General features: G+C 73.1%; 21 protein-coding genes. 11 read left to right on the top strand and 10 right to left on the bottom strand.

All coding sequences use genetic code 11. From position 1 onward, the window contains the following. The first annotated feature begins 76 nt into the window (after nucleotides 1–76). From ACZ5XZ_RS30330 to ACZ5XZ_RS30305, 6 genes are all read left to right on the top strand, one after another. A complete protein-coding gene (locus ACZ5XZ_RS30330; protein WP_468983655.1) occupies nucleotides 77–1,162 on the top strand; it encodes a WD40/YVTN/BNR-like repeat-containing protein in 1,086 nt (361 codons plus the stop codon). A gap of 102 nt (nucleotides 1,163–1,264) precedes the next feature. Continuing rightward, entirely contained in the window at nucleotides 1,265–1,942 is a 678-nt protein-coding gene (locus ACZ5XZ_RS30325; RefSeq protein WP_468983652.1) for a uracil-DNA glycosylase, read from the top strand. A 26-nt stretch (nucleotides 1,943–1,968) separates the two neighbouring features. Further along, nucleotides 1,969–3,054, top strand: coding sequence for an LURP-one-related family protein (locus tag ACZ5XZ_RS30320; protein WP_468983650.1), 1,086 nt, complete (start codon nucleotides 1,969–1,971; stop codon nucleotides 3,052–3,054). After that, entirely contained in the window at nucleotides 3,047–4,081 is a 1,035-nt protein-coding gene (locus ACZ5XZ_RS30315) for an N-acetylglucosamine kinase (RefSeq protein ID WP_468983649.1), read from the top strand. The genes ACZ5XZ_RS30320 and ACZ5XZ_RS30315 overlap by 8 nt, the downstream gene beginning before the upstream one ends. Before the next feature lie 95 nt (nucleotides 4,082–4,176). Beyond that, entirely contained in the window at nucleotides 4,177–5,133 is a 957-nt protein-coding gene (locus ACZ5XZ_RS30310; protein ID WP_468983646.1) for a sirohydrochlorin chelatase, read from the top strand. 220 nt (nucleotides 5,134–5,353) lie between these two features. Further along, entirely contained in the window at nucleotides 5,354–5,695 is a 342-nt protein-coding gene (locus ACZ5XZ_RS30305; protein ID WP_468983645.1) for a nuclear transport factor 2 family protein, read from the top strand. Nucleotides 5,696–5,711: 16 nt separating this feature from the next. Here ACZ5XZ_RS30305 and ACZ5XZ_RS30300 read toward each other — a convergent pair whose 3' ends face one another. Together ACZ5XZ_RS30300 and ACZ5XZ_RS30295 are read right to left on the bottom strand one after the other, a co-directional pair. Continuing rightward, a complete protein-coding gene (locus tag ACZ5XZ_RS30300) occupies nucleotides 5,712–6,758 on the bottom strand; it encodes a lactonase family protein (RefSeq protein WP_468983819.1) in 1,047 nt (348 codons plus the stop codon). Between the two features lie 138 nt (nucleotides 6,759–6,896). Further along, nucleotides 6,897–8,399, bottom strand: coding sequence for an FUSC family protein (locus tag ACZ5XZ_RS30295; protein WP_468983816.1), 1,503 nt, complete (start codon nucleotides 8,397–8,399; stop codon nucleotides 6,897–6,899). A 267-nt stretch (nucleotides 8,400–8,666) separates the two neighbouring features. Here ACZ5XZ_RS30295 and ACZ5XZ_RS30290 point away from each other — a divergent pair, with 267 nt between their 5' ends. Beyond that, nucleotides 8,667–9,146 (top strand): Lrp/AsnC family transcriptional regulator, encoded by a 480-nt coding sequence (locus tag ACZ5XZ_RS30290; protein WP_468983642.1) that lies wholly within the window; start codon nucleotides 8,667–8,669, stop codon nucleotides 9,144–9,146. A 43-nt stretch (nucleotides 9,147–9,189) separates the two neighbouring features. Further along, complete coding sequence (locus ACZ5XZ_RS30285; protein WP_468983641.1) at nucleotides 9,190–9,918, top strand: HAD family hydrolase; 729 nt, start codon at nucleotides 9,190–9,192, stop codon at nucleotides 9,916–9,918. 204 nt (nucleotides 9,919–10,122) lie between these two features. Here the strand turns inward: ACZ5XZ_RS30285 and ACZ5XZ_RS30280 are convergent, their stop codons facing one another. After that, complete coding sequence (locus ACZ5XZ_RS30280) at nucleotides 10,123–11,202, bottom strand: sugar ABC transporter substrate-binding protein (protein WP_468983813.1); 1,080 nt, start codon at nucleotides 11,200–11,202, stop codon at nucleotides 10,123–10,125. 337 nt (nucleotides 11,203–11,539) lie between these two features. On the opposite strand from ACZ5XZ_RS30280, the gene ACZ5XZ_RS30275 reads away from it, so the two are divergent. From ACZ5XZ_RS30275 to ACZ5XZ_RS30265, 3 genes are all read left to right on the top strand, one after another. Then, entirely contained in the window at nucleotides 11,540–12,427 is an 888-nt protein-coding gene (locus tag ACZ5XZ_RS30275) for a phenylalanine 4-monooxygenase (RefSeq protein ID WP_468983638.1), read from the top strand. Nucleotides 12,428–12,569: 142 nt separating this feature from the next. Next, nucleotides 12,570–13,739, top strand: a complete 1,170-nt coding sequence (locus tag ACZ5XZ_RS30270) for a lactate 2-monooxygenase (protein WP_468983635.1) — start codon at nucleotides 12,570–12,572, stop codon at nucleotides 13,737–13,739. Then, nucleotides 13,736–14,737: a 2-hydroxyacid dehydrogenase gene (locus ACZ5XZ_RS30265; protein ID WP_468983633.1), complete on the top strand. Its 1,002-nt coding sequence runs from the start codon at nucleotides 13,736–13,738 to the stop codon at nucleotides 14,735–14,737. The genes ACZ5XZ_RS30270 and ACZ5XZ_RS30265 overlap by 4 nt, the downstream gene beginning before the upstream one ends. A 57-nt stretch (nucleotides 14,738–14,794) precedes the next feature. Here the strand turns inward: ACZ5XZ_RS30265 and ACZ5XZ_RS30260 are convergent, their stop codons facing one another. From ACZ5XZ_RS30260 to ACZ5XZ_RS30230, 7 genes are all read right to left on the bottom strand, one after another. Further along, nucleotides 14,795–17,857 carry a non-ribosomal peptide synthetase gene (locus ACZ5XZ_RS30260; protein ID WP_468983630.1) on the bottom strand — a complete coding sequence of 1,021 codons (3,063 nt, stop codon included), beginning with the start codon at nucleotides 17,855–17,857 and terminating at the stop codon, nucleotides 14,795–14,797. A gap of 582 nt (nucleotides 17,858–18,439) precedes the next feature. Then, nucleotides 18,440–19,720, bottom strand: a complete 1,281-nt coding sequence (locus ACZ5XZ_RS30255; protein ID WP_468983629.1) for a cytochrome P450 — start codon at nucleotides 19,718–19,720, stop codon at nucleotides 18,440–18,442. After that, nucleotides 19,717–20,337, bottom strand: coding sequence for a GTP-binding protein (locus ACZ5XZ_RS30250; protein ID WP_468983626.1), 621 nt, complete (start codon nucleotides 20,335–20,337; stop codon nucleotides 19,717–19,719). Before ACZ5XZ_RS30250 ends, ACZ5XZ_RS30255 begins: the two co-directional genes overlap by 4 nt. Continuing rightward, a complete protein-coding gene (locus tag ACZ5XZ_RS30245; RefSeq protein WP_468983624.1) occupies nucleotides 20,318–20,671 on the bottom strand; it encodes a DUF742 domain-containing protein in 354 nt (117 codons plus the stop codon). The genes ACZ5XZ_RS30250 and ACZ5XZ_RS30245 overlap by 20 nt, the downstream gene beginning before the upstream one ends. Next, the gene (locus ACZ5XZ_RS30240) at nucleotides 20,668–21,072 is read right to left on the bottom strand and encodes a roadblock/LC7 domain-containing protein (protein WP_384427578.1); all 405 of its coding nucleotides are present in this window, start codon (nucleotides 21,070–21,072) and stop codon (nucleotides 20,668–20,670) included. Before ACZ5XZ_RS30240 ends, ACZ5XZ_RS30245 begins: the two co-directional genes overlap by 4 nt. 3 nt (nucleotides 21,073–21,075) lie before the next feature. Beyond that, nucleotides 21,076–22,632 carry a sensor histidine kinase gene (locus ACZ5XZ_RS30235; protein ID WP_468983622.1) on the bottom strand — a complete coding sequence of 519 codons (1,557 nt, stop codon included), beginning with the start codon at nucleotides 22,630–22,632 and terminating at the stop codon, nucleotides 21,076–21,078. Between the two features lie 273 nt (nucleotides 22,633–22,905). Continuing rightward, entirely contained in the window at nucleotides 22,906–24,171 is a 1,266-nt protein-coding gene (locus ACZ5XZ_RS30230) for an APC family permease (protein WP_468983620.1), read from the bottom strand. Nucleotides 24,172–24,362 lie beyond the last annotated feature (191 nt).

Below are 24,362 nucleotides of genomic sequence, written 5' to 3'. Positions count from 1 at the left end.
CCGGGACGGCGTTGTCAGTGGCCGGGTGCAGACTTGCCACTGTCTGAGACAACGGCGTCCCGGAGGTGTTCCGGCAATGACCGACGTACTACTCGCGGTGGGCACCCGCAAAGGGCTCTTCACCGGCCGGCGGCGGCACGGCGACTGGGAATTCAGCGGCCCCCATTTCCCCTCACAGGCGGTGTACTCCCTCGGGATCGACAGCCGCCGTGCGACGCCCCGGCTGCTGGCCGGCGCCGACAGCGCCCATTGGGGCCCGTCCGTCTTCCACTCCGACGACCTGGGCGCTACCTGGCAGGAGCCCTCCCGCCCCGCGATCAAGTACCCCAAGCACACCGGCACTTCACTGGAGCGGGTGTGGCAGCTGCATCCGGCGGGCCCGGCCGCCCCGGACGTGGTGTACGCGGGCACCGAGCCCGGCGGCCTGTTCCGCTCCGAGGACGGCGGCGAGACCTTCGCGCTCGTCCGGGCGCTGTGGGACCACCCCAGCCGCGAGAAATGGGTGCCCGGCGGCGGTGGCCTGGCGGTCCACACGGTGATCACCGACCCCCGGGACGCCGACGCGGTCACGGTCGCGGTCTCCGCGGCCGGCGCCTTCCGCACCCTCGACGGCGGCGCCAGCTGGGCGCCGTCGAACAAGGGCGTCCAGGCGGTCTTCCTGCCGGACCACCACCCCGAGTTCGGCCAGTGCGTCCACAAGATCGCGCAGGACCCGGTGAACCGCGACCGCCTGTATCTGCAGAACCACTGGGGCGTCTACCGCAGCGACGACGCCGGCGCGCAGTGGACGGACATCGGCGGCGGCCTGCCCTCGGACTTCGGCTTCGCCGTGGCCGCGCATCCGCACCGAGGCGATGTCGCCTACCTCTTCCCGATCACCGCGGACATCGACCGGGTGCCCGCCGAGCACCGCTGCCGGGTCTTCCGCACGACCGACGCCGGCCGGAGCTGGGAGCCCCTCAGCGCGGGCCTGCCGACCGAGGAGCATTACGGCACGGTGCTCAGGGACGCACTGTCGGTCGACGACAACGACCCCGCGGGAGTGTATTTCGGCAATCGCAACGGCGAGGTCTACGCCAGCGCGGACGACGGCGACAGCTGGCAGAAGCTCGCCGCCCATCTGCCGGATGTGCTGTGTGTGCGGGCGGCAGCCCTCGCATGAGCGGACAACGCGACCGGGCGGACGAGGAGTTCCGCGGCCCGCCCCGCACAAGCACAGGCCATCGATTAAGGGGGAGCGGCCCACGGCCAGTAGGGTGATCCCGTGGCTGCACGACCTCTCCAAGACATCGTCGAACCAGGCTGGGCCAAGGCACTTGAGCCCGTAGCCGACCGAATCGCCGCGATGGGCGACTTCCTGCGGGCGGAGATCGCCGCAGGACGGACCTATCTGCCGGCCGGCAACAACGTGCTACGCGCCTTCCAACAGCCCTTCGACGAGGTGCGGGTACTGATCGTCGGACAGGACCCCTACCCCACACCGGGGCATGCGGTCGGGCTCAGCTTCTCGGTGGCGCCCGACGTCCGCCCGCTGCCCGGGAGCCTGGAGAACATCTTCCGCGAGCTGCACTCCGACCTCGGCCTGCCCCGGCCGTCGAACGGCGATCTGACCCCGTGGACACGCCAGGGCGTACTGCTGCTGAACAGGGCGCTGACCACCGCGCCCCGCAAGCCCGCCGCACACCGCGGCAAGGGCTGGGAGGAGGTCACCGAGCAGGCCATCCGGGCGCTGGTGGCCCGCGACCGTCCGCTGGTGTCGGTGCTGTGGGGGCGCGATGCGCGCAATCTGCGGCCGCTGCTGGGCGATCTGCCGGCCGTCGAGTCCGCGCACCCCTCCCCCATGTCGGCCGACCGGGGCTTCTTCGGCTCGCGGCCCTTCAGCCGGGTGAACGACCTGCTGGCCCGGCAGGGCGCGCAGCCCGTCGACTGGAGGCTGCCCTGACAGCGGGCGACGATAGTGTTCCCCGCATGACGAATGCGAACATCCCTGCGGGTTGGTATGCCGACCCGCAGGGCACCCCCCACCAACTTCGCTGGTGGGACGGGTCCCAGTGGACGGAGCACACACACCCGGGGCAGCAGGCCGCCGCCCCGGCCCAGGCCCAGGCCGCTCAGCCCGGTCCCCAGCAGCCCGGCCCACAGCAGCCCGCGCAACAGCAGCCGGCCGGGCAGCAGGCGCCCGCGCAGTTCGCGCCGCAGCAGCAGCCGGCGGCGCAGGCCCAGCCCGCCCCGTATCCCGGTCAGCAGCAGGGCGGCGCGCCGTACGGCCAGCAGGGCCACGGCCACCCCCAGCAGATGCCGGGCCAGCAGATGCCGGGCCAGCAGGCGCCCGGCGTGCCGGCGCAGCAGCCCTACGGTCAGCAGCCGATGCCGGGAGCGCAGGGCGCGCACCCGGGCGCCGTGCAGCAGCAGGTACAGCAGCAGGCCGGGGTGGCGCCCACCGGTCCGGGCGGCGGCACGCTGTTCACCGAGCCGGTGCTGGTGGTCAACCAGAAGGCCAAGCTGATCGAGGTCACCAACGAGTACAGCGTCTTCGACCAGCACGGCAACACCATCGGCACGGTCGTCCAGGTCGGCCAGAGCACGGCCAAGAAGGTCCTGCGGGTCGTCTCCAGCCTCGATCAGTACATGACCCACAAGCTGGAGATCCGGGACGGCTACGGCCGGCCGCAGCTGGTGCTGACCCGGCCCGCGAAGTTCATCAAGTCCAAGGTGATCGTCGAGCGTCCGGACGGCTCGCCGGTGGGCGAGATCGTGCAGCAGAACGCCATCGGGAAGATCAACTTCGCGATGGTGGTCAACGGCCAGCAGATCGGCGCCATCAAGGCCGAGAACTGGCGCGCCTGGAACTTCGCGATCGTGGACCACGCCGACACCGAGGTCGCCCGGATCACCAAGACCTGGGAGGGCCTGGCCAAGACGATGTTCACGACCGCGGACAACTACGTCCTGCAGATCCACCATCAGCTGCCCGACCCGCTGCTGAGCCTGGTCGTCGCCACGGCCCTGACCGTCGACACCGCCCTCAAGCAGGACGCCCGCGGCTTTGGCTGAGCCCCAGGGCCGCGGCCCGGACGCGATCGGGACCGGGCGGGGCCATGTCCTCGGCGTCGACTCGGGCGGCTCGGGGCTGCGGATCGCCGTGGCCCGCGCCGACGACGCCGCGGCGCGGCCGCTGGCCTCGTACACCTCCAACGAGCCGGTGCACACCGGCCCCGCCGGTATCGACGCCGCGCACCTGCTGTCCCAACTCCTGCCCGCCGCTGAGAAGTTGGCGCACGAAGTGGGCGCGGACGGGTTCACGGCGGCATGTGTGGGCGCGGCCGGTATGGCGTCGCTGGGCGACGAGCTGCGCGCTCGGCTGCCGGCCGCGCTGGCCACCGGGTTCGGGGTGCGCTCGCTCGCGCTCGCGGCGGACGCGGTGACCGCGTACGCGGGGGCGCTGGGCCAGCGGCCGGGCGCCGTGGTCGCCGCGGGGACCGGCGTGATCGCCCTGGGCACCGACCTGACCGCGGCGGGCGGGTGGCGGCGCGCGGACGGCTGGGGCCATCTGCTGGGCGACTGCGGTAGCGGCGCCTGGATCGGCCGTGCCGGTCTGGAGGCCGCGCTGCGCGCCCACGACGGACGGCCCGGCGGCTCGGCCGCCCTACTGGCGCGCGCCGAAGAGGTGTTCGGGCCGGTCGACGGGCTGCCCGGCGCGCTCTACCCGCGCCCGGACCGGCCGGCCGTACTGGCCTCGTTCGCCCCCGAGGTGGCCCGCTGCTCCGGGGAGGACGACGCGGTGGCGTCCGGCATCCTGCGGGCCGCCGCCGGCCACCTCGCCGACGCCGCGGCCGCGGTCTGCCCGCCGGGCGCCGGCCGCGTGGTGGCCTGCACCGGTGGGCTGTTCGGGATCGGCGCGCCACTGCTGGCTCCGTTGCGCACGGCGCTCGCCGACCGGCTCCCGGGCGCCCGCCTCGCGGACGCCGCCGGGAGCCCGCTCGACGGGGCGCTGGTGGTCGCCGCCGCGCTGGCCGGCGACCGCCTGCTGCTGCCCGCGGATGTGAAGTTGTTGCAGATCACACGGCCTGCGCCGGGGTAGCACCACCAGGACGCGCGGGATAAAACGGGACGGATACCTCGGCACCGAACCCTCCCTCCGCGCGGGGGCGGTCCGAGGCGTTAGCATGCGGCGCCATGAGTTCCCCCACTGGGCCCGCACCTGGCTCGCACGATTTTGACGCCGCACCCCCGAGCCCTGGAGCCGCACCCGGCCTGCCTGTACGAATGCCGCGCGCGCGGCAGTCCGGCCGCCACCGCAAGCCGGAGCCGCTCGCCGCACCCGAGGGCGCACCCGCCCTGGTGCTGGCCGTGCCCGGCACCCCCACCTCCGCCTCCCGCGGCCTGGCGGAAGAGGTCTCCAGCATCGCCCGGTCCGAACTGCCGGGTCTCGACGCCCGGATCGGCTACGTGGACGGCGGCGACGACGAGTTCCCGTCCCTGGAGGCCGTGCTGGCGCACGCCGCCGCCGAGCAGAAGGCCCGTGCCGACGCCGCCGGGCAGCCCGACCCGGGTCCCGCCGCGGTGGTCGTGCCGCTGCTGGCCGGGCCGGACAGCGCCCTGCTGCGCCGGATACGCCAGGCGATGATGAACAGCGGTTCCGGCGCCGAGCTGACCGACGTCCTGGGCCCGCACCCGCTGCTCGCCGAGGCGCTGCACGTCCGGCTGTCCGAGGCCGGTCTGGCGCGCGCCGACCGCGCCCGGCTGTTCACGGTCGCCACGGCCGCGGACGGCATCATCCTGGCCACCGTGGGCGGCGAGGAGGCCGTGCAGGCCGCGGGGATCACCGGCATGCTGCTCTCCGCCCGGCTCGCGGTGCCCGTGCTGGCCGCCGCGCTGGACGAGGAGGGCGCCATCTCCCGTACGGCCGAGCAGCTGCGCGGCTCCGGTTCGCAGCAGCTGGCGCTGGCCCCGTACCTGATCGGCCCGGAGATCGCCGACGGCCTTGTGGGGGCGGCCGCGGCGGAGGCGGGCTGCGCGTCGGCCGAGGCGCTGGGCGCCTACGGCGCGGTGGGCCGGCTGGTGCTGTCGAACTACGCGGCGGCGGTGGGCATCACCCTGCCGACGCAGGCGCAGGGGGCGCCGGTCCGCTAGGGCGGACGCCGCCAGGGGCAACGATCGTCTCGTCAGGGCCGTCTTCGCGCAGTGCGCGGGGCGGCCCTGCGCGTTTCCCGGCCGGCGGTGGGCGCCCCGACTCCCCTCCGAGCGGCGCAGGCGGGCGCCAGACGGCCCGCGAGCGCATCGGTCGCGCTTCGGGCGGGCGAGCGGCTCTACGCTCGCCAGAGAGCCCCACAGAGCCTTGGGAAGGACGTTCATGACGAACATCGACATCGTCCGCGCGGCTTTCGCCGCCTACCTCGCCCAGGACCGCGAAGCCATCGACCGGCTGCTCGCCGACGACTTCGTCTTCACCAGCCCGCAGGACGACCACCTCGACAAGGCCGCCTTCCTCCGGGTCTGCTTCCCGACCGCGGACCGGCTGCGCCGACAGGAGATCCTCGACGCGGTGGCCATCGACGACCACCAGGTCTACGTCCGCTACGCGTACGAGCTGACGACCGGTGAGCGCCATCGCAACGTCGAGGTGCAGACGGTGCGCGACGGCCGGATCACCGAGGTCCAGGTGTACTTCGGCGGCCGTTTCCCCGAGGGGTGAGCCGCCTCGTGTCCGGTCAGACGAAGACGACGCAGGAGGCGGCCGGTGCCCGGACGGCGCCGCCGCGGACCGGGATACCGGTCCGCGGGTCGACGGTGAACCAGGTGACGTCGCCGGAGCGCTCGTTGGCCGCGTAGAGGTGCCGGCCGTCGGGCGCGAGCGCCAGATCGCGGGGCCAATGGCCGCCGCAGGCAACGGTGGTGACGAGAGTCGCGGTGTCGCCGGAGGCGTCGAGGGAGAGGACCGAGATGCTGTCGTGGCCCCGGTTGGCGGCCCAGGCGAACCGGCCGTCCGCGGAGAGCACGAGCGCGGAGGGGAAGGTGCCCGCCGCCTCGGCCCCGTCCGGGAGGAGACCGGTCTCCCCCAGCGGCGTCAGCGCGGCGCCCTCGGCGTCCCACCGGCAGACCGTCACCGTCGGGTCGAGTTCGTTGATGACGTAGGCGCGGTCGCCGCGCGGGTGGAAGGCGAGGTGACGCGGGCCGCTGCCGGGCCGCAGCCGTACCTCGTCGTGCAGGGCCAGGGCCCCGTCGGTGCCGAGCGCGCAGATCCGGATCGAGTCGGTGCCCAGGTCTACGCTGAGCAGCCGGCGTGCCCCGGGGGCGGGCTGCACGGCGTGCGCGTGCGGGCCCTCCTGGCGGTCGGCCCGCGGGCCGCTGCCCTGGTGGGAGAGCACGGTGGCCGGGCCGCCGAGCGAGCCGTCGGCCCGGACGGGGAGCGTGCTGACGCTGCCGGAGCTGTAGTTGGCGGTGACGAGGTGGCCGGCGACCAGGGTGAGGTGGGTGGGGTCGGCGCCGTCCACGGGGACGGCGGGCGCGAGCAGCTCGGGCCCTCGGGGCGTGAGGGCGAAGGCCGCCACGGCGCCGTCGGTGGTCTCGCTGACCGCGTAGAGGTGGCGGCCGTCGGGGCTCGGGGCCAGGTAGGAGGGGTTGGCGAGGGCGTCGGTGGAGTGCAGCGGGGTGAGTGCCCCGGACTCCGGGTCGACGGCCGCGGTGGTGATCCCGGCGCCGCCGGCGGTGGTGAAGGATCCGATGTACGCCCGCGGGCCGCTGTCGCTGGTCTCCACTCGGCCGCTGTCGCTGGTCCCCACTGGTCCACCCTTCGTCCGCCTGCCCGCCTGAGGTGCTCCGGCGACGCTAACAGCCGCGGCCGGGGTGTCCTGGGCGGTGGCCGGAACGCGGCGGCGAGGAGTCCCGGCGCGGCCTCAGGACGCCGCGAACGGTGCCCTCGGTGAGCTGCGCACCGGATGGGCGAGGGCGGTGAGGGCGGACTCCAGGCTGTGCAGATGCGCCAGGGCGCGTTCGGCGCCGGGGTGGTGGTGCGCGGTGGCGGCGGGGGTCTCGGGGGTGGCGGCGGGCTCGGCGCCGGGTGCGAAGAGGGTGCCGACGACGGCCTCGACGCGCTGGCAGGCGGCGGTCAGCCGGGCGTCGTGCGAGGCGGCCGGGTCGGCGGCCACCTCGGCCAGGCCCCGGACCTGCGCGGCGCAGTCGTCGAGGTGGGTCATGACCTGGCGGGCCCGGGCCTTGCGGTGCCGCAGCGGGTTCAGCGGATGCAGCAGCGGGGCGAGCGAGAGCCGCACCCGTGCCAGCAGCAGTTCGAGCTCGGCGACGTGCGGGGACGGGTCGGCGTGCAGATCACCGGCCAGCCGGCGGGCGGAGGCGGCGGTGCAGTCGCGGACACATGTCACGGCGCGCTGGATCCAGGCGTCGGTCGCGGCGTGCGTGGTGACCGGCAGCACCAGCGCGACGGCCAGTACCGCGCCCAGCGCGCCGACGAGGGTCTGCTCGAAGCGCAGCGCGAGGAGTCCGGGGTGCAGCACGCCCAGCAGGCCGTACAGCAGCCCGGCCATGACGGTGACGAAGAACATCATCCAGCTGTACGAGGGGCCCGCGGTGTAGAAGATGCCGAACACGCAGACGGCGACCAGGGCGGCGGTGGGGGCTGCGGCGCCGTGCAGCGGGACGGCGACCACCAAGCCGGCCGCGATGCCGACGACGGTGCCCACCACCCGGCGGAAGCCGCGGACCAGCGTCTCCCCACGGGAGGAGGTGTTGACGAAGATCCACCAGGCGGTGCCCACGGCCCAGTACCAGCGTTCGCTGGAGACCGCCTGGCCGACCGCGAGGGCGAGCGCGCAGGCCAGGGTGTTCTGGACGGCGAGCCGGGTGGTGGGGCGGGCGAGACCGCGGCTCACGAGCGGGGCGGGGGCGGCCGGCGGCGGGGTGCGCCGCTCCAGGCACCAGATGCCGAAGCGGACCGTGCTGCTCGCGACGAGCGCCAGCGCCACCGCCGCGGCGAGCTGCGGGAGCTGCGCGGGAACGGCGTGCAGAAACTGCGCCGCGAAGATCATCATGAACGCGAAGATGCCCAGTGCCTGGCCGCGCGGCCCCCAGCGGCGGGCGTAGACCCCGCAGAAGACCACGAGCAGGAAGACCGCGTCACGCGCCGTCGGCAGCTCGTGCAGGGCGGTGGCGAGGGCGAGGACGGGCAGCCCGACGACCGGCAGCAGGGCGGTGGTGCCGGCCTGGCCGCGGACGGTCGGGTCGCCGACGGTGAAGAGGGCCAGGAGCGCCGTGAGACCGCCGAGGATCGAGGCCGGCAGCGGGAGCCCGGCCAGTTCGGCGGCGGTGACGGCGAGCGCGACCCCCAGGACGGCCCGCAGGGACGTACGCAGGCGCAGCCGGCCCGGGTCCGGTGCCACAAAGATCCTCTTCACGTGCGGAAACCGCCCCCTTCTGCTCCGGCCCGATCCGGCCCGATTCGACGCGCCGCCGCACACACACCTGCCGGCGGACAGGACAAAGGCGCTGCGGGGGTCCGGACCGGCTCCCTTGCCGGTCGGGCGCAGCCCTGCAACGCCATCTGTGGAAGAGGTAAGCACCGACAGGGCAGCTGGCTCAACCGTCGCTGTGTTGACTGGGCCATTGGTACATTCGGCAGGAGACTTCGTCGACCGAGAGGGGGCCGTTGGACCATGCCCGTGGACGCCCTGGATGCCAAGATCCTCCGGCTGCTGCTGGAGCAGCCGCGTACCAGCGTGCGGGAGTACGCCCGGCTGCTCGGGGTGGCCAGGGGCACCGTCCAGGCCCGGCTGGACCGGCTCGAACGGGAGGGTGTGATCACCGCCTACGGCCCCCGGCTCTCTCCCGCCGCGCTGGGCCACCCGGTGCTGGCCTTCGTCCACATCGAGGTCACCCAGGGGCGTCTGGAGGAGGTCGCCGCCGCGCTGGCCGAGGTGCCACAGATCATCGAGGCGTTCTCGACGACCGGTGGCGGGGACCTGCTCACCCGGGTGGTGGCCCGGGACGCGGCGCACCTGGAGGATGTGATCCAGCGGCTGATCAGCCTGCCGGGCGTGGTCCGCACCCGTACGGAGATGGCGCTGCGCGAGCGGGTGCCGCATCGGATGCTGCCGCTGGTCGAAGCGGTGGGGGGAGCGGCCAAGCAGCGCTGAGGCGGGGCGCCGGGCCGCGGCGCGCCTTGGCATGCTGGAGGGCATGAGCGCCTCCCCCGCCTCCCAGGTCCCACCCGGCACCGTCGCCCGGCGCACTCCGGTGATCTTCGATCTCGACGGCACGCTGGTGGACAGCGAGCCGAACTACTACGAGGCGGGGCGCCGGCTGCTGGCCGGCTACGGCCGGGCGGACTTCAGCTGGGAGCAGCACACCCGCTTCATCGGCATCGGCACCCGCGAGACCCTGGAGATCCTCAGCCGGGAGCTGGGTATCGACGCGCCGGTCGAGGAGCTGCTGGCCGGCGCGAACCGCACGTATCTGGAGCTGGCGCGGGCGCACACCGAGGTCTTCCCGGAGATGCGCGCGTTCGTCGAGCACCTGGCCGCGGCCGGGCACCCGATGGCGGTGGCGTCCGGTTCGTCGCGGGCCGCGATCGAGGCGGTGCTGACCGGTACGGGGCTCGACGCGCTGCTGACCACGCTGGTATCGGCCGAGGAGGTGGCGCACGGCAAGCCCGCGCCGGATGTGTTCCTGGAGGCCGCGCGCCGGCTCGGTGTCGAGCCGGCGGAGTGTGTGGTGCTGGAGGACGCGGCGCCCGGTGCGCACGCGGCTCACCGGGCGGGTATGCGGTGCATCGCCGTCCCGTATGTGGCCGCCACCGCCGACGACCCGGCCTTCGCGCGGGCCGGGCTGCTGTTCAGGGGCGGTCAGGGGGAGTTCACGGCACGGGCCGCGTACGACTGGCTGGAGCAGCCGGTGCGGTCTGCCTGACTGGTCTCACCGGTGGCGGTCACCGGCCGTCGGGGCCGGGCCGGACGCCGACCCGTCCCAGGGCGGGGCCGGACGGCGGCCCGTCCCGGGGCAGGGACCGAACGCCGGACGGCCACCTCCGCTGTCCTGCGCGGAGGTGGCCGTCGGGTGTCCGCCGTTGTCCGGCAACGGGTGATGACCGTGCCGTACCGGCTAACCGGGTGCTCACTCCATGCCCAGCGACTTGCACGCGTCGGCGAGATCGGCGCAGAGCAGGTCGGTCCGGACGACGCCGTCGCGGACGACGGTGTCCTTGAGGTTCTTCCTGGTGACGATCCTCGCGTCGAACAGCCGGGCCGGGATACCGGACTTGGTGCTGTTGCCGGCCGTGGTGGTCGTCAGGGAGCTGATGCTCTTCCCGCGCAGCAGACGGAACGCGATTTCTGCGGCGGTTTCGGCCTCCGGCCGGACGTCCTTGTAAATGGTGAAGGACTGGGTGCCGGTGACCAGCCGCTGGAGCGCGGGGAGTTCGGCGTCCTGGCCGCCGACCGGAACATCCTTGATGCCGGCCGACTTGAGCGCCGCGGCGATACCGCCCGCCATACCGTCATTGGCCGAGTAAACGGCGTCAAATCCTTGTGCGCCATGCGCGTTGATGACGTCGGTCATCTTCTGCTTGGCCGTCGCGGCGGACCAGTCGGGGATGTCCTTCTCGAAGATGATCTTGTGCACCTTGCCGTCGAGGACGGAATGGGCGCCCTTCTTGTAGGCCGGCGCGTTCGGGTCGGTCGGCGAGCCGTTCATCATGACGACATCGGCGGAGGCCGCCCCCGAGCCGAGAGCGGTCAGCATGCCCTTGCCCTGGAGCTGGCCGATCTTCTCGTTGTCGTAGGACACGTAAGCGGCGACATCACCCTCGGCGAGCCGGTCGTACGCGATGACCTGGACGCCCTTCTTGGCCGCGGAGCTCACCCAGCCCTTGACCGCCTGGGAGTCGACCGGGTCCAGAATGATGACCTTGACACCCTTCTTCACCAGGGCGTCGAACTGTCTCTTCTGCGTGTCGACCTGCTGCTCGGCATTCCCGTATTCCACCTTGCATTCAAGGCAGAGCGAGGCTATCCGGGACGTAATGATGCGGCGGTCGAACTTCTCGTAGCGGTCCGCTTTGTTCTCCGGGAGGAGCAGACCAATGGCATCCTTGCCGGCCCCGGCGTCCTGCTGTTCCTTCCCGCAGGCCGCCAAGGGCGCCGCCAGCGAAAGGGCCACTGCGCCGGTGACGGCACGCCGCATTATTGCATTCATTTTTTCGGTACCTCCCATGGGGCCGCCTGACCCGGCCCAGAACGGCTGAAGTGAACGTCACCCTCCACCCCATCGTCAAGAATCGAGGCAATAACGATACAAAAGTGAGGCATGAGTTGGATCTCTGAACGACGTTCACTCACAGAGCCTTCCGGAACGTTCCTTTCCGGCCGTATTTCACGTTCTCACCGCCTTGCCTGTTCTCTCCGCGGATGCACCCTTCGACCGCTCATGGGAAACTTGATCGAGGCCTGGCGCCGGCCGGCCGGGCCCGCGCCGGAAGCGGCGGTCCGCCGACCGCCGAGCGCTCTGTACAGGCCGCCGGAATGTCATCGTCATGAGTACGGCGCGGAGTCACACCCCCATTTCCGCCGACGGCCGGCTGGGCGGCCCGTCCCAGCACCCCGGCCGCCGCGACCCGGCCTATCTGCGGCGCCGCGCCGCACTCGCCGCCCCGGCCGACGGGCACCGCGTCGGGGCGCCCTACGCATCCGTCGACTACACCGAGGCGGAGCACCGCACCTGGCGGGTGGTGCACGAGGCGCTCGGCTCCGCGCACCGCGCCCACGCGTGCCGCGCGGTGCTCGACGCCGGCGAGGACGCGGCCATCCCCGCCGAGCGGATTCCGCAGCACGCGGAGGTCAGTGCCCGTCTCACGCCCCGTACGGGCTTCGCCTTAACGCTGGCCGGCGGGGTGGTGCCCAACGAGCGGTTCCTGGGAGCGATGGAGTACGGCTACTTCCACGCCGTGCAGTTCGTCCGGCACCCCGCCGTCCCGCTCTACACCCCCGAACCCGACGTGCTGCACGACGTGTTCGGCCACGGCATCCATCTGTCCGACCCGCGCGTCGCCCACCTCTACCGCCTCATCGGCGAGGCGGCCAACCACGTCCGTACCGAGGAGGCCCTCGACGTTCTCAGCCGGGTGTACTGGTTCACCCTCGAATACGGGCTGATCACGGAATCCGGCACGCCCAAGGCCTTCGGCGCGGCCCTGTTGTCGTCGTACGGCGAGATCGCCGCCCACGACAGCCGGGAGGTACGCGAGCTGGACCTCCTTGCCGCGGCCGGCACCGCGTACCGGATCTCCGGCTACCAGCCCGTCCTGTACGCCGCCCGCTCCATGGAGCACCTCGAAGACCTCCTCGGCGCGTTCTGCGCGGACTTCGACGACGACATCGCGCGGCGGCTGCGGCTCCCGGCGCTCTCCCGCGACCGGGCGTAGGGGCCGCGCGTCCCCTCGTGGCGGAGTGGCGAATTCTCCGCCGGCTCCCCGCGTGGTGCTCCGCGCAGTGGACGGATCGCATCGCCCTCGCCAGGATCTCGGTGGAACACGCGTTCTCAGAGAAGAGAGGCGGGACGTACGGATGGCGAAGCACTGGGCGGACTTCCAGTACGAGATCTATCTCCAGGGCATGACCGGCTCCGTTCCCCGGCTGCCGACGGATCTGACCCGGCTGGAGGAGCTCACCGAGCAGCGCCTGGGCCACGGCCCGGTCGGCTATGTGGCGGGCAGCGCGGGCACCGGCAGCACCGCGGCCGCCAACCGTGCCGCACTGGACCGCCGGCGGATCGTGCCGCGCGTCCTGCGCGATGTGCAGCAACGCGACCTGTCCGTGGAGGTGCTGGGCCGGTCGCTGCCGGCGCCGCTCGCCCTCGCGCCGCTGGGCGTGCTGTCGATCATGCACCCGGAGGCCGAGTCCGCGGCCGCACGGGCCGCCGCGGCACAGGGCGTGCCCTACATCCTCTCCTCCGCCTCCAGCACTCCCATGGAGGCGGTCGCCGAGGCGATGGGCGACGGCGAACGGTGGTTCCAGCTGTACTGGGCGAAGGACCGCGAGGTCACCGCGAGCTTTCTGACCAGGGCCAAAGCGGCCGGCTACAGCACGCTGTTCGTCACGCTCGACACTCCGCTCCTGGGCTGGCGTCCGCGTGACCTGGACCGGGCGTATCTGCCGTTCCTGCACGGCGTGGGCACCGCCAACTACTTCAGCGACCCCGCGTTCCGGGCGGGCCTGGCCAAGCCGGTGCACGAGGATCCGCAGGCGGCCGTGCGGCACTTCGTGGGGATGTTCGCCGACCCCGCCAAGACCTGGCCGGACCTGGCGTTCCTGCGGGAGAACTGGGACGGGCCGATCGTGCTCAAGGGCGTCCTGCACCCGGATGACGCGCGGCGTGCCGCCGAGGCCGGCGTGGACGGTGTGGTCGTCTCCAACCACGGCGGGCGCCAGGTGGCGGGCGCCGTCGCCGCCGCGGACGCGCTGCCCCGGGTCGTCGACGCGGCCGGCGACCGGCTCACCGTCCTCTTCGACAGCGGCATCCGCACCGGCGACGACATCTTCAAGGCCCTCGCGCTGGGCGCGCGTGCGGTGCTGGTGGGGCGCCCATACGCGTACGGACTCGGGCTGGACGGCCAGGCGGGCGTCGAGCACGTCATCCGCTGCCTGCTCGCCGAGTTCGACCTGACCCTGGCCCTGTCCGGCCACTCCCGCCCCACCACACCGTCCGCCGACGACCTCACCGAGGAAGCCCGATGACCGCCGAGCCCACGACCGCCACGGCCCTGAAGAACGTCCTCGCCGTCATCTCGCCGCATGTGGGCGGCCGCGCCGCCGGTGCCGCGCTCGCCGAGGTCTTCCCCGGCCGGGCCCGCGTCACCGTCGTCGAGACGACGGACGAGGACCCCGCGGCGCTGCGCGCGGCCCACGTCATCATCACCGGGCTGGGCCCGGTCACCGCCGAACACCTCGCCGCCGCACCGGACCTGGAGCTCGTCCAGTGCGCCAGCCACGGCTTCGACTACGTCGATCTGGCCGCCGCCCGCGAGCGGGGCGTCCCGGTCTGCACCATCGGCTCCAGCGGCGCGGAGAAGCAGAACGTGGCCGAGCAGACCTTCGCCCTCATGCTCGCCCTCGCCAAGCAACTCGTGCCGGCCCACACGGCCCTGGTCGAGGCCGACTGGGCACTGCCGCGGCTGCAGCGGTCCCTGACCGAGCTGTCCGGCAAGACCCTGGGCATCGTGGGCCTCGGCCATATCGGTGCGGAAGTGGCGCGCCGGGCCGTCGCGTTCGACATGACCGTCGTCTACACCGGACCGAGGCGCGCCGCCCCGGAGACCGAGGCCCGGCTCGGCGGCGCCCGCCATCTGGGCCTGGACGAGCTGCTGCGCTCGTCGGACTACGTCACCCTGCACGCCCCGCTCACCGAGGCGACCCGCCACCTCCTGGACGCCGAGCGCCTCGCCCTGCTCAAGCCCACCGCGTTCGTCGTCAACACCGCGCGCGGCGCTCTGATCGACCAGGACGCCCTCGCCGACGCGCTCACGGCCGGCGCGCTGGCCGGCGCCGGGATCGACGTCTTCGACCCCGAGCCGCCCACGGCGGCCCTGCGCCTGCTCAAGGCCCCGAACGTGGTCCTCTCCCCGCATGTCGCGGGGGTCACCCGCGAGACGCTGGTCCGCATCGCGCTGGCCGCCGTGGAGAACGTGACGGGCCATCTGGCGGGCAAGCCGCTGCGGGACGTCGTCACGTCGTGAGCCGGCCCGGGACCGGGAACCTGCAGCGGAGGGCGCCCGGTCCCGGGAACGGGAACCTCAGCCGCGGCCCCCAAGGAGGCCGTCGCGCTTGAGGGAGGCGAGGTAGTGGTCCAGCAGCGCGTCGTCCACCGGTGGGCAGGACGCGGTCCACGAGGGCCACACCTCGTCGGTGCGGGTGCGCCGCACTTCGGGGAAGACGGTGTCGAGGTACATCTCCTTGACGCTGAAGCCGGCCTGCTTGGCCGGGGTGAGGAAGAGCGGGGTGAACGGGGCCACGGGCGCGGTGGGACGGGCGTGGACGTGGGCGACGAGCGCGTCGGTCCACTCCTTGTAACTCACGTCGTCGATGCGGTGCCCGGCGGCGCGCATCCGGTCGACCATGTCGCTGAGGAACCCCGGTCGGGGGTTGGTCAGATGGACGACGCCGCCGAGGTGCGGGAGCCGGGTGGCGATGCCGACGATGGCGTCGGTGACCGCGTCCACCGGCACGAGGTCGAGCGGGAGCGGCACCGCGGGCGCCACCCCCATCTCCACGATGGCGTCGAAGACGGCGCAGATGGCGCTGGTGGTGTTCCAGGCACCGGTGCGGCTGTGACCGGTGATCTCGTAGGGGCGGTGGATGGTGACCGGCAGCCCGGCGCCGGCGGCGTGGCCGAGCATGCGCTCGGCCACCCACTTGGTCTCGGGGTAGCCCATGCTGAGCAGTTCGGGGTGGCTGAGCGGGGTGGCCTCGTCGACGTGCCGTACGCCGCCGACGCCGCTTCCGGCGAGCACGGCCGTGGTGGAGACGTAGTGGAGGGGGACGCGTCGCGGCCCCGCCAGCTGGACGAGGGTGCGGACGGCCGCCACGTTGGCCCCCCGCAACCGGCGGTAGGGGTAGAGGAAGTTGACATGCGCCGCGTTGTGCACCACCAGGTCGACGGTGTCCGCGAGCCGGTCGAAGGTGGCGGTGGCCAGGCCCAGTGCGGGGCGGGCCAGGTCGGCGGGTATCGGGCGGATGCGTCCGGGGTCGGTGGGCCGGACGCCGTAGCGCGCCAGCGCCTCGTGTATCCGCCGCCTCGCCTGCGGTTCGTCCGCCGCCCGCACCGGGCAGTGGACGGTGGCGTCGGTGTCCCTCAGCAGCCGTTCGAGCAGGAACGCGCCGACGAATCCGGTGGCCCCGGTGAGCAGGATGTGTCGGGCCCGGGTCGGCGTGGGCGCGGGGCCGGCGGTGGCGGGCGGAAGGGGCTGCAGAAGGGCTTCGGCCTCGTAGTCCGGCTCCGCGCAGTCGCCCTGGGGGGCGGGCGGGCAGCAGGTCGCCGAGCGGAACGCCGCGAGCGCGGGGTCGGCGAGCAGGCCCTGCAGCAGCGGCGTGAAGCGCTCCGCGGGGAGACCGAGCCGGGCGAGGGTGCGGGTGACCGTGTGGGCGGCCAGCAGCGAGTTGCCGCCGGCGGCGAAGAAGTCGGTGGAGTCGGACACGGGTGTGCCGAGCACCTCGGCCCAGATGTCCGCGACGACGTCGCCACTGTGGTGGTCGGCGCCCTCGCCGGTGCCGCCCGGGGTGGTGCCCGACGCCGCGGCGGTGCGCAGTGCCGGGTAGTCGATCTTCCCATTGGCCGTGAGGGGGAGGCGTTCCAACGGGGTGATGGGGGTGGGGAGCGCGTGCGGGGGCAGCTGCGCCGAGAGATGGGTGCGCAGGGCCGCCGGGTCCGGGGGGCAGTCGGGGCGCGCCGGGGTGACGAAGGCGGTGAGCCCCTTGCCTATCCCGTCGTGGTCGCTGACCAGCACCGCGGCCTCGGCGACCTCGGGGTGCCCGCGCAGCAGGGCCTCCACCGGCTCCAGTTCGACGCGGAAGCCGCGGATCTTGACCTGCCGGTCGGCCCGGCCCAGGAATTCGAGGGTGCCGTCCGGGCGCCGGCGTCCCAGATCGCCGCTGCGGTAGAGGCGGAGCGTCTCACCCGAGGGGGTTCGTCGGGTGAGGAAGGCGCGGGCGGTCTCGGCCGGCCGGTCGAGGTACTCCAGGGCCAGGCCCTGGCCGCCGATGCAGATCTCCCCTTGTTCGCCGGGGCCGGCCCACGTCCCGTCGGCGCGCAGCAGATGGCAGCTGCTGCCGGCCACCGGGCGCCCGATCGGGATGGCGGACGTACCGGGCGGCACGTGGTCGACGTCGTACGCCGTGGCCATGATGCCGCCCTCGGTCGGCCCGTAGCCGTTGATGAGGTGGCGGGGGCGCCCGGCCGCGCACACCGCGGCCGTCAGGTCGGGGTTCATCGCCTCACCGCCGATCAGCACCATGTCCAGGGAGGCGAAGATCGCGGGGCGGGTGCGCACCGTGTGGTGGAACAGGCTGGTGGTCAGGAAGGCGTGGGTGATGTCTTCCGTACGGATCAGTGACTGCAGCCGGTCGGTGTCCAGCAGTACGTCCCGTTCGGCCACGACGAGGCAGCCCCCGTTGACCAGGGTGGCCCAGGTCTCGAAGAGGGCGCCGTCGAAGGAGAGGCCGAAGGTCTGCAGCACGCGCTTGCCCGGGCCGGCGCACCAGGGGTGCGCCCCGGCTGCGAGCCGGGCCACGGCGCGGTGCGGGAACACCACCGGCTTGGGGCGTCCGGTGGTGCCGGAGGTGAACAGGATGTACGCGCTGTCGTCGGGAGCGCGCTCGACGGCGGTCGGGCTGTCGCCCAACGGGCCGGGGCGGGTGTCCATCAGGGTGTTGAAGTCGACCCACTCGACCGGGCCGCCGTCCGCCGGCATCGCGGCGGCGTGCCCGGGAAGGACGACGGCCAGTCGTGCGCGGGCGTCGTTGAGCATCTGTGCCGAACGGGCCGAGGGGTACTGGGCGTCCACGGGGACGCATACGGCGCCCGCCTTCAGGATGCCGGCCATGGTGACCGTCGCCTCCCATGAGCGGACGCCCAGGACGGCGACGGCGTCGCCTCTGCGTATGCCGAGGTCGTACAGGGCCCTTGATATGGACTGCGACCAGTCGTCCAACTCCCGGTACGCATAGGTTCGGTCGCCGTCCCGTACGGCGGGACTCTTGGGGGCCAGAGCGGTCCGGCGGGCCAGGAGGACGGGCAGGGAGGCGCCCGAGGGGGCCTGGGAGCGGTGCCGGGTGGCGGCGACGGGCGTGCTGGTGTTCATCAAAGCTCCACACGGGGGAATGGGGTGATGCGGGCGGCAGCGGAGCGCCGGGGCGGGGTGTGCGGTGCGCCGGAGGGCTGCGAGGGCGGACGGGTGCCGCCGGCCGTGGGGCGGTGTTCCGCCCGGGGACGAACGGCGCGCCCTTGTGGCCGGGCCGTGGGCGGGGGTCAGTTCGCTCTCGCGCGACGCTTTCGGGACCGGCGCAGGGGGCCGGCGGCGCGCAGTTCCGCATCCGCCGTCCGTAACGCGTGAAAGGAGCTCAGGGGCACCATCGGGGGATGTCCGCAGACTCGGTCCAGGTGCTCTTCGTCCTGCCAGGGCACATGACGCCTTCCTCTACGGGAGCCTCGGCGAGCCGTCTTGCTCTTAAGCCCCATCTGTGCTCCGCGGCATCACTTCCCACATCGGCATCACTTTAAGACAGGATCGCCGTCAAGCCGTGGCGTAATAAAGCTCACCCTTGACCAGGTCTTCTCTTGCCGGAACACGCCAAATGCCCCGGGGGCGGGCCTCGTTCCGCATCCGGGGTGCATGGCTGACGAGGGCCCGCTCACGGGGCTCGGGGAAGGCGACCGGTCGCGGCTACCGGCGGCTCGGTGTGAACTGCACCGGCAGCGCGACGAGGTGGCGGTACATCAGCGAGGTGGACCACTCCAGTTCGGTCTCGGGTACGGCCAGTCGGAGGTCGGGCAGGCGGGTGAGCAGGGTGTCGACGGCGGTGTCGGCGATGGCCCTGCCGATGTGCTGGCCCGGGCACTCGTGCGGACCGCTGCTGAAGGCGAGGTGCGAGCGGTTGCCGTGCACCGGTGCCGACAGGTCGGGGCGGATCGCGGGGTCCGCGTTCGCCGCCCGCAGGCCGAGCAGCAGCATGTCGCCGGCCCTGATGGTCTGTTCGCCGAGCCGGGTGTCACTGGTCGCCCAGCGCCCCAGCAGCGTCATCATCGGCGGCTCGTCCCACATGACCTGCTCCAGCGCATCGGGCAGCGTCATGTGGCCGCCGGTGAGATGCGCGCGGAAGCGCGGGTCGGTGAGCACCATGCGCAGCGCGTTCGCGATGAGGTTGACGGTGGTCTCGTTCGCCGCGGTGAGGATGAGCCGCAGATGTTCGCGGATCTCGTCGTCGCCGAGGCCCGCGGAGTGCTCGATCAGCTTGGACGGGAAGTCGTGGCCGGGGTCGGCACGCTTGCGTTCGACCAGCTGCTGAAGGGTGCGGGTGATGAAGTCGTTGCTGGCCACGGCGGTCTGCGTACCGTTGAGCACGTCCTGGACGGCGGCCGCCAGACTCGGTCCGTGCTCGTCGGGCATGCCGAACAGCTGCGTCATGACGAGCAGCGGGAGTTCGGCGGCGAACTGGCCCACCAGGTCGGCCTGTCCCGTCGCGGCGAAGCGGTCGACCAGCTGGTCGGTGAAGCGGGTGACGTGGCGCCGGATGCCGCGGGACTCGAAGCGCCCGAGGCTGTCGGTGACGGCGCCGCGGAGCCGCTTGTGCTCCTCGCCGTCGACGAAGACGCACAGCGGCTGCCAGGTCGTGATCGGTGCCAGCGGGTGGTGGGGCGGCACCCTTCCCTCGGCCATGTCCCGCCAGTGGCGGGAGTCGCGGGAGAAGACGCTCGGGGTGCGCAGGATCTCCAGGTTCTCGCGGTGCCCGAGGACCAGCCAGGCCGGGAGGTCGCCGTGGACGAGTACCGGTGCGACCGGGCCGTACTCGGCGCGCAAGGTCTCCTGCACGCCCACGAGGTCGGCCTGGACGTCGGCGTCGTGCAGCCGGTACAGGGTCTCGGGCGCACGGCCGTGCGCCGGGCAGCCCGGCGGCGGCGCGAGGTGAGCGACGGAGGCGTGCGCGGGGAAGTCGGCGGCGGTCAATTGGGCTCCGAAGTCTGGGCGAAGGAGCGCAGGTAGCGCATCAGTGTGATCAGGACGTCCCGGCTCGACGACCGCTGGCGGGCGTCACACACCACGATCGGCACCTGTTCCGGCAGGTCCAGCGCACCGCGCAGCTCCTCGGTGTCGTACGAGTTCGCGTCGGGGAAGGCGTTGACGGCGATCACGAAGGGCACTTCGGCCTCTTCCAGGCGGCCGATCACATCGAAGCTGACTTCGAGGCGCCGGGTGTCGACCAGGACGACGGCGCCCAGCGCTCCTTCGAACAGGCCGTTCCACAGGAACCAGAACCGCTGCTGGCCGGGCGTGCCGAACAGGTAGAGCACCAGCTCCTCGTTGAGGCTGATCCTGCCGAAGTCCATGGCCACGGTGGTCGCGGTCTTGCGCTCCACACCCGAGACGTCGTCGACGTCGGTGCTGGCCTCCGTCATCGTCTCCTCGGTCGTCAGCGGCCTGATCTCGCTCACCGAGCGGACGAGGGTGGTCTTGCCGACGCCGAAGCCGCCCACGACCACGATCTTGACCGCCGCGGAGGCCGACGACGGCAGCTGGTCCTCGCGCCGAGGCTCCGTGACGGTGTCAGAGCTTCTGGAGACCATCGATAACCGCCTCAATCAGTGCTATGTCGGGGAGTGTGGAGACCGGTGCACGGGCCTCCACCCGCCCGTCGGTCAGGAGGTCGGTGAGGAGCACGCCGACCACACTGGCGGGCAGCGCTAAATGCGCGGAGATCTCGGCCACGGACAGCGGCGACCGGCAGACCCGGAGGATCGCGGCGTGCTCGGGCTGCATACCCGGCTGCGATTCCTCCAGGGCGACGATCAGCGTGACGAGGTCGAGCTCGGCCTGTTCCTCATTTCCGGTCCGGCCCCCGGTGATCACGTACAACCGCTCAGGACCGCCCTGGGCCCAGTCCCGATCGGATTCGCTCACGCCGTCCGCCCGTCGGTGCGCGGCGGGCTGGTGAGATGGGCGCCTATACGGGCCACCAGGTCGCGCATGCACTGTCCGACGAGCCCCGCGTCCACGCCCTCGTCGGCGAGCACCGCCAGGTGCGCACCGGCACCGGCGGCCATCAGGTACATGAAGCCGCCGCTGACCTCGATGACGACCATTCTCATCCGGCCGTCGCTGTGCGGGAATTCGGAGGCCACCGCCACGGAGAGGCTCTGCAGTCCCGAACCGATGGCGGCGAGGCGGTCGGCGGTGTCCGGGGAGGTGTCGTACCGGGCCATGCACAGGCCGTCCGACGACAGCACCACGATATGGCGGGTCTGGGGGACGCTCTCCGCGAGGTCCTTGAGCATCCAGTCCATGTCCGCGCGCTGATACATCGGTTACTCACCCTTGTCTGACGTGTCGTTGCTGGTCCGGGCGGGTGCCGACGTCGGCCTTTCGCCGGCGAGGCCACTGCGCAGCTCGGCCATCCAGACGCCGGGCGCCGGCTCCTCGTGCGCCGTCGCCGCCGGGCCCGGCCGGGCGGAGGCTGTCCTGCGGGCAGGGTTCGGAGAGCGCCGACGCCGCTGCGGCAGGCCGCTGGCCGTCACCTCGGTCCCGGTGGGTTGCTCCTCGGCACGGTCCAGGGGGGCGGCCGCAGCGACTGCGCCGGGGGCCTCCGTGATGGACCGGGGCGCGGGAAGTGTGCTCGGTGTCTGCTCGGGTGCCGGCGCGGCGGGCCGGGCCGAGCCGCGGGACGGTGCCGTACGCGGACCGGAGGCGGCGCCGATGCCGTGCGCCCTGCCCGGTGCGGGCGCGGTGGTGATGGACGCCTTCGGGACGGTCAGTACGGCGCGCACTCCCCCGTAGGCGGAGGGCGGCAGCGACACCTGGAAGTCGTAGGCCCGCGCCAGGCGGCCGACGACCGCGAGGCCCAGCCGCGGCGACTCGCCGAGGTCCTTGAGGTCGATCCCGGCCCGGGCCTCGGTCAGCATCCGCTCGGCCCGGGCGCGGGCCTCCTCGCTGAGGCCGATGCCGCCGTCCTCGATCTCGATGGCGATGCCCATGTGCACTTCCACCGCCGTCAGATGGACGCGGGTCTTGGGCGGCGAGTACCGGGTGGCGTTGTCCAGCAGCTCGGCCAGCGCGTGGATGAGCGGCTCGACGGCCGGGCCGACGACGGCGACCTCGGCGACGGAGTGCAGTTCGACGCGCTGGTAGTCCAGGATCCGGGACATCGCACCGCGCAGCACGCTGTAGAGCGGCACCGGCTTGCTCCACTGGCGTCCGGGCCGGGCGCCACTGAGGACGGCGATGCTGTCGGCCAGGCGGCCGATCAGGGCCGTGCCGTGGTCGAGCCTGAGCAGGTCGGCGAAGAACGCCGGCTCCTGGCCGTGCCGGTCCTCCATCGCGCGCAGGTCCGTCGCCTGCTGGTGGACGATGGCCTGGACGCGGCGGGCGACGTTGACCACACCGCGCTGTGCGGAGTCGCGCATGGACTCCTCGGCCTGCACCGCCTCGACCACCGAGCGCAGCAGCGCCTCGTGTGCCGCCCGGAACTGCGGGCTGAGGCCGTTGTCCTCGACGGTGAGGGACAGCAGCACGTCCTCGGCGAACTCGCCTTCCTGGAGCCTGCTGACGGCCACCGGGAGCTGCTGCTCGGCCAGCCGGATCGTCGCCGCCTCCTGCTGCCGCAGGTGCTGGGCGAGGAGCGATTCCCGCTCAAGTGCCGTGGCGTGCAGCTCGGTCAGGGCCCGGCCGCGGCGTAGCACCGCCGCCGAGAGGACGGCGACGGCCGCCGTGGCGACCACACCGCACCAGATCACCGCCCAGGTGGCCGCGGGCGGTACCAGCACCGCGGTGGCCACCGTCGCCGCGGCCGCCACGACAGCGGGTGCCGACCACGCCGCAACCGAGCCGGAATGAGATCCTCCGGGTGACGACGCAGTGCGAACCATCAACATCCTCAATCGTGGGGAACTGCAAGGCGCGTGGGGGCGGCGCGGCGGTGACGACGGTGTCGGGCCTACCTGACCCACTCAAGGCGGTAACAAAACCATTAGTTGAATACAAGGAGAATCGCCGCTCTCCGTTGTACGCAACTGGTAACAGTGTAACCAGAATTGATCACCAGTCACGATGGCCCCACTACTCGCGGTACGGGCTGAGACGGTTATCACACCCCCCGCATCCGAACTGCGCCTCTCCGGCAGTGGTGTTGCCCACTCCCCCTAGACGGTGGCCTTACGGCGCAGGCCGTAGGCGAGCGCGCCGACGGCCAGGACCGCGGCCCCGGAGAGCACCGAGGACAGCGGCAGGGCGAAGGCCAGCAGCAGACAGCCCGCCAGGCCGAGCACCGGCACCGCGCGCCGGAGAGGTCCCCGGTCCGGGTCCAGGGTCCAGGCGCTGGCGTTGGCCACGGCGTAGTAGGCCAGCACTCCGAAGGAGGAGAACCCGATCGCCCCGCGCACGTCCGCCGTCGCCGCAAGGGCCGCCACGACCACGCCGACGGCCAGTTCGGCGCGGTGCGGCACCTTGTAGCGCGGGTGGACGGCGGCCAGGGCGGAGGGGAGGTGGCGGTCCCGGGCCATCGCCAGCGTGGTGCGCGAGACGCCCAGGATCAGCGCCAGCAGCGAGCCGAGCGCGGCGACCGCGGCACCGGCGCGGACCACCGGAGCCAGGCCGGGCAGGCCCGCGGCGCGGACCGTGTCGGCGAGCGGGGCGGGGGCCGCCGCCAGCCCCTGACTCCCCAGTACGGTCAGCGCCGCCACCGCGACGGCGGCGTAGACGATCAGTGTGAGGCACAGGGCGAGGGGCACGGCGCGGGGAATGGTGCGGGCCGGGTCGCGCACCTCCTCGCCGAGGGTGGCGATCCGCGCGTACCCGGCGAACGCGAAGAACAGCAGGCCCGCCGCCTGCAACAGCCCACCGAACGTGGCGTCGCCGCCGATGTCCAGCCGGCCGGGGTCCGCGGCGCCGGAGGTGAGGGCGGTGCCCACCACCGCGGCGAGCACGGCCAGCACGACGGCGACGATCGCGCGGGTGAGCCAGGCGGACTTGTGCACCCCGGCGTAGTTGACGGCGGTCAGCGCCACCACGGCGGCCACCGCGACCGGGTGCGCCTGGGACGGCCATACGTAGGAGCCGACGGTCAGTGCCATCGCCGCGCAGGAGGCGGTCTTGCCGACCACGAACGCCCACCCGGCCAGGTACCCCCAGAAGTCCCCCAGCCGTTCGCGGCCGTAGACGTAGGTGCCGCCGGACGCCGGGTACCGCGCCGCCAGCCGCGCCGAGGAGGTGGCGTTGCAGTACGCGACCACCGCCGCCACGGCGAGCGCGAGCAGCACCCCCGACCCGGCCGCGTGCGCCGCCGGTGCCAGGGCGGCGAAGATCCCGGCACCGATCATCGCCCCCAGGCCGATCACCACCGCGTCGAAGAGACCCAGCCGCCGCTGCAGTTCCTCCGGGGCACCGGACCCGGTCGATGGCCTGTTCATGGCGCGCTCCTCACAGACGTCGGCGGGCGTTCGGCGTGGACGGTTTCTGGCGTCGGTCGGGGACGATATCGGCCCCGGGCCCCGTACGCGCCGTAGACGGCACCGGGGGGGGGGGGAGGGGGGGGGGGGGGGGGGGGGGGGAGAGGGGGGGGGGGGGGGGGGGGAGGGGGGGGGGGGGGGGGGGGCCTTGT

The organism is Streptomyces sp. NPDC033270, from assembly GCF_055576575.1.
This window is presented reverse-complemented; position numbering and strand designations above follow the sequence as displayed.